Source organism: Pseudomonas syringae group sp. J254-4 (genome assembly GCF_032586855.1).
Classification (GTDB): domain Bacteria; phylum Pseudomonadota; class Gammaproteobacteria; order Pseudomonadales; family Pseudomonadaceae; genus Aquipseudomonas; species Aquipseudomonas amygdali.
On record NZ_JAWHOO010000027.1, the window covers coordinates 73,076 to 80,669 of the forward strand.

Genomic DNA, 7,594 nt, shown 5'->3' on the forward strand with positions numbered 1-7,594 from the left:
TGCCTGAGATGGCTTGCTTGATAGGATGCCGGCGACGATGCTCACGAAGCAGACGCGGGCGGTGCGGTTTTCAATCAGCTAAGGGTGTGAAGCACCCATTGAGGCCAAGTGAAGTGGCGATGAACGGTCATTGAAGGGATAACGAGATGTCATCATGATGTCACGTCGCCATCATGAAAGGGATTTTCGTTATGCTGCTGTATCAGCATCAGTTCGTTTGCTTGGCTACGTCTAAGAAGCCAGGAGGACGTTGTATCGCAGGCAAAGCATGGAGCGGGCAGCACCATGGCATCTGGATTCGACCGGTTAGCAATCGGGAGCACGACTCCATTTCAGATGTTGAGCGGAGGTATGCAAACGGGAATTCCACATGCCTACTCGATCTGACCACTGCCACCTTTACCGGCGTGCAGAATCATCTTTATCAAAATGAAAACCATGTCATCGCCCACCCACCAGTTTGGACTTCAGCTCAGCGCTTGAGCCTGGCTGACATTGCCCAGTTTGAAGACCGGCCCGCTCAGCTCTGGGAGCTAGGGTACCGGAGTGGCCGTGGTTTCAATGACAGGGTTCCACCTGCTCTACTTACCGCTCAGCGGGCAACGCTGTATTTGATTCGCCCAACTGATGTGTCCGTCATCGTGAGCGCTGACGGTGCTGCTTTTGGTAATCCCGCCCTGAAGGTCAGGGCCTCTTTCGATTACAACGGTCATCGGTATACCCTCAAGATCACGGATGATGTGTCTGAGGGCTATTTCCAGGGTCTGGGAGCTGGCACCTATCGCCCAGATAGCATTACCTATTTTACGATCAGCTTGGGTGACATTGACCCCAACACTGGATACGCCTACAAGCTTGTAGCAGCGATTCTCTAAACGGATGCCCATGAAAATACTGACTATCGGTTTCACCGAGAAGAAGGCGGAGCGCTTCTTCTCTCTGATTAAGCTTTCAGGCGCCAAGCTTGTCGTGGACGTCCGGCTGAACAACGTCTCCCAGCTTTCTGGCTTCGCCAAGCGAGACGATTTGAAGTATTTTCTGACGGAAATCTGTGAGGTCGACTATGTCCACCTGTCTGACCTGGCTCCTACCAAGGAGATCCTCTCGCCGTACCAGAAAAAGGACATAACCTGGCAGCAGTACGAGGAGAAGTTCATGAACCTGCTGGCGAAGCGCAACATCGAGAAGCATGTGCGCCGAGATCTGATGGATGGCGGCTGCCTGCTCTGCAGTGAGCATCAACCTCATCAGTGCCATCGTCGTCTGGTTACCGAGTACCTGAAAGAACATTGGAGCGATGAGTCCATCGACGTCAAACATCTCGTATGAGTGATACCAAGACCATCCTGATCGCCTATCCGAAGGAGTTCCTCTGCTTCTCGAAGCTGCAGAGGAAGGTGCAGTTCTACACCAGCCAATCCCCTGAGGTTCGGCTAGTCGGGACGTCTGACCCCAACGGGTATGTTAGCGCCTACGCGGAAGAGCAGGGTATCCCGTTCGAGCTGGTGGAAGACCAGGCCGGCGCCGTGGAAAAAGCAACACACGCGATTCTCTTTGAAGATCGGGAGTGCTTTGCGGATTTGAGAGGTGCCTTGATCCTGGCTGCAATCCCTACCCGTGTTGTCTCCCTCCAGCTCACACTGGTGGTGAACAAGGATCGAGGAGAACTCTACGACGTGTACATCGGTCGAGGCACTATCTGGGGAAATCCATACCAGATGGGCCAGGACGGTGATCGTGACGAGGTCATTCGCAAATTCGCCTATGACTTCGGTCGCGGCTTTCTGAAGGCCTCTGAAAACCTTGAGCACAACCTGAGCATCATCAGGGGCAAAGTGATCGCGTGCCATTGTAAGCCCGCAGCTTGTCATGGGGATGTCTTGGCAGTACATCTCAACTCGACTGATGATGATCTGTAGTTGGGAGAGGTAAGTTGAATGCAAATTGAAGGAGTCATGAGGTGAACAAGGATCAAATCGCATTTAATATCAAACTGCAGGAAGAGCTGAGGAACTCTAACGTCAGGGCTTGTATTCGGGGTGGGCTGGAAAAGCAAGGCTGCTCTGGGAAAATAATTGCTGCCCACTCAATTCAGCGTGGAAAAATCCTTGCTGCGATGGCGGATGTTGGAGAAGTTTACTATTTAGGGCTTACTCCAGCGGAAGATCTGAAAGGGATGAAGACTGAGTTTAAACGTAAAGGCATAAAAAAGTTCAGCACCTTCAATGGATTCTGTGGTCATCACGATAAGAAAATTTTTCAGCCTATCGAAGATGCGGAATTTACTGGCGCTAACCTTCAAATGAGCATTTATGCGTATCGAGCTGCGGCTAGGGAACTTCACCAAGCGCTTGAGGAAAAAAAGCTTTGCGAGTATGTCCTTGGGGATAAGTTGGAGGATGATGATTTTCCGGTTCATTATCAAATGCATTTGCCAAAAATATTGAGGGGTGAATATGTTGTTCCGCCGTTCATCAAGGATGCAATGATAAGCGGGGAAAAAAATCATCGCATAAGGCTTCGCCATAAAAACAGTCAGCATAATATCACTGAATTGCAGGCTATCTGTGATGATTTAACTCGGGAGATTGAGGGCGAGCAAGCATCAGGTTTTGAACACCGCTATCGGTGCATGGAGCAGGAGTATCCTGTTGCGTGTTGCGTGACTTTCATTCCCTATTTTGATCATCGGGCAATACGCGTGATTTCAAGGCCGGAAGAAATTAAGCTTGCACTAGCGCCTGCTGTATCCGTACCTGAGATGAAGAACGTTCTTCTTAATGTTTTTCCGGAGGGCGGTAAAACTCACGTCATATTTACCTTCTCTAAAGGTAATGCCTCGTTCAAGAAAGCTGTAGAGCGAATGCTTGGGCTTGGCGAGATTGAGTTTAAAGTGGCGCTGTCTAATTTTATATTGAATTATTCTGAAAATACGGCATTCAGTCCCTTGTACATTGAGGGTGGATTTAGCGATAAACAGAGAGCTAAAATCATATCTATTTTTTCTCGCAATATCTCTAATGTGGTCAGCTTCGCTAAGGGGGATTTAAATTTGTTTGCGGATGATGCAAGTGCGTCGGTGTAAGGCCAAGAACTGATGTTTTTATGTTTGGTTTTCTGGCTATCTGCTGTGCTGGGCTTTCGGATGCTACGATTTTGGACTTCGCTGCCATTCAAACTTTTGATCATGTCAGCGGCTTACTCGGGGACTAACGAGGTGCAAGGTGGTGCAAGTTATTATAGTTAACGCCCGGCTTCGCAGGGGCATTCGTTCATTCCAACAGGTCCTGATTGACCAAGCACAGCTACTTGGGGAAAAAGAGTGGGCATTTCCAAGTGGAGATCGGGCACCTTGCCGCACCTATGCTTTGGAAACTGACCTGGGTGAGATGCTATTTGCTGTTCCACCGCCTTGGGATGGACGGCAGGCGCACCTGTTTAAGCTGAACTACCAAGGGGGAACTCTCTCTCCAGATGCTGAGATCAACATTCCGGATGGTCTCAACCGCAAGGTCTCAGGAGCATTAGTTTCTACCTCTGGCGGTGAAACCTTAATCTGCCATAGAGGCACCTTTACGGCATTCCGTGGCCGGGTGCCCCGCGCAGACGCGCTTGAGCACTTTCATGACTGGCTTATGGAGGTAGATGACGACGGCAAGACGGCTGATGTGATCGCTGTGTCTTCAACGAACTCTCCTAGCATTGCGAATGACATCGCCGAGTTCCTGTTCAAGGTAAAACGACTCAAGGAACAGAGAAAAGCGGAATCGGAGGATGACGCCGAGGGTTCAGGTAAAGCCCTCGACGACGAAGATGAATCGGGTGCGAAGTGGCGGGGTCAGGAAGAATTTGAAGGAACTAAGTCCTATACCCGAGGCCAGGACACCTGCGAATACCAGTATCTTCACGGCCCGCTTTGCAACGCCCTCCACCGCAAACTGGATGAGCTTGTTGAGGGGTATTCGGAACTCAAGGTTGGTAAGCATCAGGTCGATTTGGCGCTAGTGGACAAAGCTACTGACAAGGCCAAGGTTATCTTTGAGGTCAAGACCAGCGACTCGATGTCGGCACAGCTTTACACCGCATTTGGTCAGCTTGCGTATTACCGGCATTGCTTCGGTAGTGCCGAAACCAAGCTATTCTTGGTGCTGCCGACGAGGACAGCATCCGACTTCGCGGCAGCCGAATTCTTTGCTCAAGCCAACATTCAGGTGCTGTTCGGTGAGGCCGGCATTTTTGAGAACATTGAGGGCGAGAGCCTGGAAGAGATACTGGGTACCATCTTGTAGAAGCTGGCGAAGCCGCTGCTCAGTATTTGAATGCCAACTCGGTTTGCAACGAGGTTGGCATCACAGCTCCGGGCGCCCCTCGCCTCTTTCTTCAGGCATTGAGATGCTCGCTCTCCAATGGGTGTCTTCAGCCGGCTTAGTCATCGTGTAACCGCCACAGTTGGGGACGTGGCTCAGGATCTAGAACTCACGCCAATCAGCCATAACTCAGTCATTTGTCTGCTGCGGTTTGCGTTCAATCAGCCAAGCCACGGCATTTATGACCTGCCATGTGAAAGTCCAGGGATGTTTTGTGCAGGATGATCCGAAAGCCTACCCAGGAAAGCCTGAGCCCTAGCTATGAAATCTAGGAAAGACTCCGCACCGGCACCGTCCACGAACGCAGGATCCGATCTAGACCAATACGCTTCGCCGCACCTTCTCATCTCGGCAACGGTCGTGTTCACACACCGTGTTGGTTCAAGGTATGTGAATTCAAGCATGGGCCAGATCTCTTACGGGAGGTCAGGGAACTTCGCTACGGTAGCCAGAGCCGTTGCCTGAAATCGAGAGAAGGAAGAGGCAACGATCAGACCGGGAGCACCGTTTAAGGAGTTGGTCACCAAGTACGCCTATTCAACCCCCTTCGCCGTAAGAGGAATTTTCGCATGATCCGCACAGGCTTCGCTTGCGTTCGCGGCGCTCTCTCCCTGGCGAATCAGCCGTATATGTTTCATATGTCAATTACCCTCACATTTCTACCCTCCTCAAGCCGGGTAATTGCTGTTTCTGCTACCACAGCCCCGGTATTATTGCAGTTCCGCTATGATGGCTTTCTGTCCGACCTATGGATTTTGCTGCAAGGATCGAATGCCCATGACGCCCCCAAGATACGACCTTCATCTCTTAGGTTGGCATAGTTTTCAGCAACTGTGCATGGCAGTAGCCTCAACAGTTTTGGGTCAAACAGTCGAGACGTTCCTTGAAGGAAATGACGGAGGCCGCGATGGTGGGTTCAAGGGAACGTGGTCTCCTCAGCCAAACGAAGTGTATGCAGGCGAATTCGTCATCCAGTGCAAGTTCACATCGCGCCGTGATCACAATCTCACTCTATCTGATGTGACTGGTGAGCTTGTCAAGGTGCGCAGACTCGTCGCCAAAGGAAAGTGTGATGTCTATGTCCTGATGACAAACGCAAGCTGGACAGGGGATAGCAACCTCAAAATACGGTTGGCGCTTGAGGATGCTGGGGCCAAGTACGTGCTTTTGCTGGGCTCTACCTGGATCTGCGAGAAGATCCAGCTGAACAGTGATCTGCGCATGAATGTGCCCCGACTCTATGGTCTTGGCGACCTTAGCCAGATCTTGGATGAGAGACGGTACAAGCAGACGAAGGCGTTGCTGACGGAGCTTCCCGACCTTTCAAAGCTCGTGGTGACTGGCACCTATCGCAAAGCGCTTCAAGCCCTTCAGCAGCATGGCTTCGTTCTGTTGGTTGGAGAGCCCGCAGCAGGTAAGACAACGATTGCCTCACTCATGGCCATGTGTGCGATGGACAAATGGGAAAGCCTGGTATTGAAGCTGGAGAGGCCTGAGCAGATAAGAGATCACTGGAATACTGAAGAAGCATCGCAGCTGGTATGGGTTGATGACGCCTTCGGGGCCATGCAGTACGAAGCAGACTTGGTGATGGAGTGGAACCGGATTCTTCCGGCTCTCACGACCATGATCAGAGGTGGGCATCGGATAGTTCTGACCAGCCGTGACTACATTTACAACAGCGCACGACGTGACCTCAAAAAAACAGCATTTCCTCTGATGGAAGAGAGCCAGGTTGTCATCGACGTGAAAGAGCTGACCTCCCAGGAAAGGTCAGAAATCCTCTACAACCATGTGAAGCTTGGAAACCAACCACAGCGGGTTCGGACGGTCTTGAAGGAGTTTCTTCCTGCAGTGGCAGCTCACAGTCGGTTCGCCCCCGAGACTGCTCGGCGCTTGGGGAGCATTGAATTCACAAAAGCGCTAAAAATTGACCAGAAAAATATCGACGAATTTGTCGCGAAGCAGGAGCGATGGCTCGTCGAGACGATGCAGGGAATGGATGACGAGAGCCAGGCCGCACTTGCTCTTCTCTACATGAAGCATGGAGCAATCGAAAGCCCGGTGAGTCTGTCTAGCGGCGAGATGCAGACAATTGAGAGGTTGGGCGGTAGCCAGGCCGGGTGTATCCGAGCTCTTGAGAGCCTCCGGGGAAGTTTTCTTCAGATGGCAGATACAGCTGATGGACGTTTCTGGCGATATAAGCATCCTACGATTGGGGATGCGTTTGCGTTGATACTCGCCCAGAGTCCTGAACATCTGCAGATCTTTGTGGATGGAACACCGATTGAGCGGTTGATGGAACTGGTGACATGCGGCAACGTAGGGGTTCAAAACGCTACAATTTTGCCTTCAAGTATGTTTGCAGAAATCGCGAACCGGTGCTGTGAATACGTTGCATGCGAGGGCGACATGGAGCGCACCAGGCGGGGAAGGCTGTATTCTTTTCTGCAGCGCAGGACAAATGACGTGTTCTTGGACATCTACTCGAAAACTGATGAAAAGCTGCACTCCAGCTTGGTTCGTGACTTCGCGATAAACCTGTTCACGAGGTCGTCTGATCTAGCGCTCCGCCTGCTACGGCAAGGGCTTTTACCTGAGTCAGCACGAGAAGCGATTTCCACCAAGATTCGGGACTTTGTCTTTGATCATGATGAACTCGGGCACATCTACGATAACGAGATGCATGAGTTTTTCACTAGCCACGAGCGTGAAGAATTCTACAGCGATATACAGAAATATGTGCTGCCTGACCTGGACAGGGTTCGCAAATCCCTGCAGGAATCGTATTGCTACGAAAACGATCCTGATAACCACTTTTGTGATTTTATTGATGAGCTAGAGGGTATTTACGCGGCCTTTCCGGAATGGCCCGGTATCGAGGATGTGCTCGATACCCAACGGCGTCGAGTTGACGATTGGGTGAGTGATGTCTCGCAGGAGCGGGGCGAAGAACCTGCGGTCGGACGCAGCGATTTCATTCGCCCCTCTGTAACAGGGGGAGAGCGAAATATCTTTGACGATGTCGATCTCTAAACTAAGTAAATAGGTAAAGAGAACGGAGGAGAGAATGAAGCTATTTCTGGACTGCGAGTTCACGCAGTTGAACAAAGATACTAAGCTGATCTCGCTAGCACTGGTGTCCGAAGCCGGCCACGAATATTACGTTGAACTCACGGCTCCGCCAGCGGTGTAGCCCCCACCCGCGCTGACTCCCCCCGTAACCC

Annotated in this window: 6 protein-coding genes and 1 pseudogene; 6 read left to right on the plus strand and 1 reads right to left on the minus strand. The window is 51.3% G+C overall.

Going from position 1 to position 7,594, the window contains the following annotated elements; all coding sequences use genetic code 11:
- Positions 1–191: 191 nt before the first annotated feature.
- From RYB09_RS24015 to RYB09_RS24035, 5 genes are all read left to right on the plus strand, one after another.
- Positions 192–875, plus strand: a complete 684-nt coding sequence (locus RYB09_RS24015; protein ID WP_219169911.1) for a dual OB domain-containing protein — start codon at positions 192–194, stop codon at positions 873–875.
- Between the two features lie 10 nt (positions 876–885).
- A complete protein-coding gene (locus tag RYB09_RS24020) occupies positions 886–1,329 on the plus strand; it encodes a DUF488 family protein (RefSeq protein ID WP_219169909.1) in 444 nt (147 codons plus the stop codon).
- A complete protein-coding gene (locus tag RYB09_RS24025; protein WP_219169908.1) occupies positions 1,326–1,919 on the plus strand; it encodes a DUF4326 domain-containing protein in 594 nt (197 codons plus the stop codon). The genes RYB09_RS24020 and RYB09_RS24025 overlap by 4 nt, the downstream gene beginning before the upstream one ends.
- A gap of 41 nt (positions 1,920–1,960) precedes the next feature.
- On the plus strand, positions 1,961–3,085 hold the full coding sequence (locus tag RYB09_RS24030; RefSeq protein ID WP_219169906.1) for a hypothetical protein: 1,125 nt from the start codon (positions 1,961–1,963) through the stop codon (positions 3,083–3,085).
- A 142-nt stretch (positions 3,086–3,227) separates the two neighbouring features.
- The gene (locus tag RYB09_RS24035) at positions 3,228–4,289 is read left to right on the plus strand and encodes a hypothetical protein (protein WP_219171823.1); all 1,062 of its coding nucleotides are present in this window, start codon (positions 3,228–3,230) and stop codon (positions 4,287–4,289) included.
- Between the two features lie 60 nt (positions 4,290–4,349).
- Here the strand turns inward: RYB09_RS24035 and RYB09_RS24040 are convergent.
- Positions 4,350–5,005 (minus strand): annotated as a pseudogene (locus RYB09_RS24040) (histidine phosphatase family protein).
- A gap of 139 nt (positions 5,006–5,144) precedes the next feature.
- Between RYB09_RS24040 and RYB09_RS24045 the strand changes: the two are divergent.
- Positions 5,145–7,403 carry a hypothetical protein gene (locus tag RYB09_RS24045; RefSeq protein ID WP_219169904.1) on the plus strand — a complete coding sequence of 753 codons (2,259 nt, stop codon included), beginning with the start codon at positions 5,145–5,147 and terminating at the stop codon, positions 7,401–7,403.
- Positions 7,404–7,594 lie beyond the last annotated feature (191 nt).

Coding starts and splice junctions, on each gene's coding strand:
- RYB09_RS24020 (WP_219169909.1), top strand. CDS start 886: ATGAAAATACTGACTATCGGTTTCACCGAGAAGAAGGCGGAGCGCTTC.
- RYB09_RS24025 (WP_219169908.1), top strand. CDS start 1,326: ATGAGTGATACCAAGACCATCCTGATCGCCTATCCGAAGGAGTTCCTC.
- RYB09_RS24015 (WP_219169911.1), top strand. CDS start 192: ATGCTGCTGTATCAGCATCAGTTCGTTTGCTTGGCTACGTCTAAGAAG.
- RYB09_RS24045 (WP_219169904.1), top strand. CDS start 5,145: ATGACGCCCCCAAGATACGACCTTCATCTCTTAGGTTGGCATAGTTTT.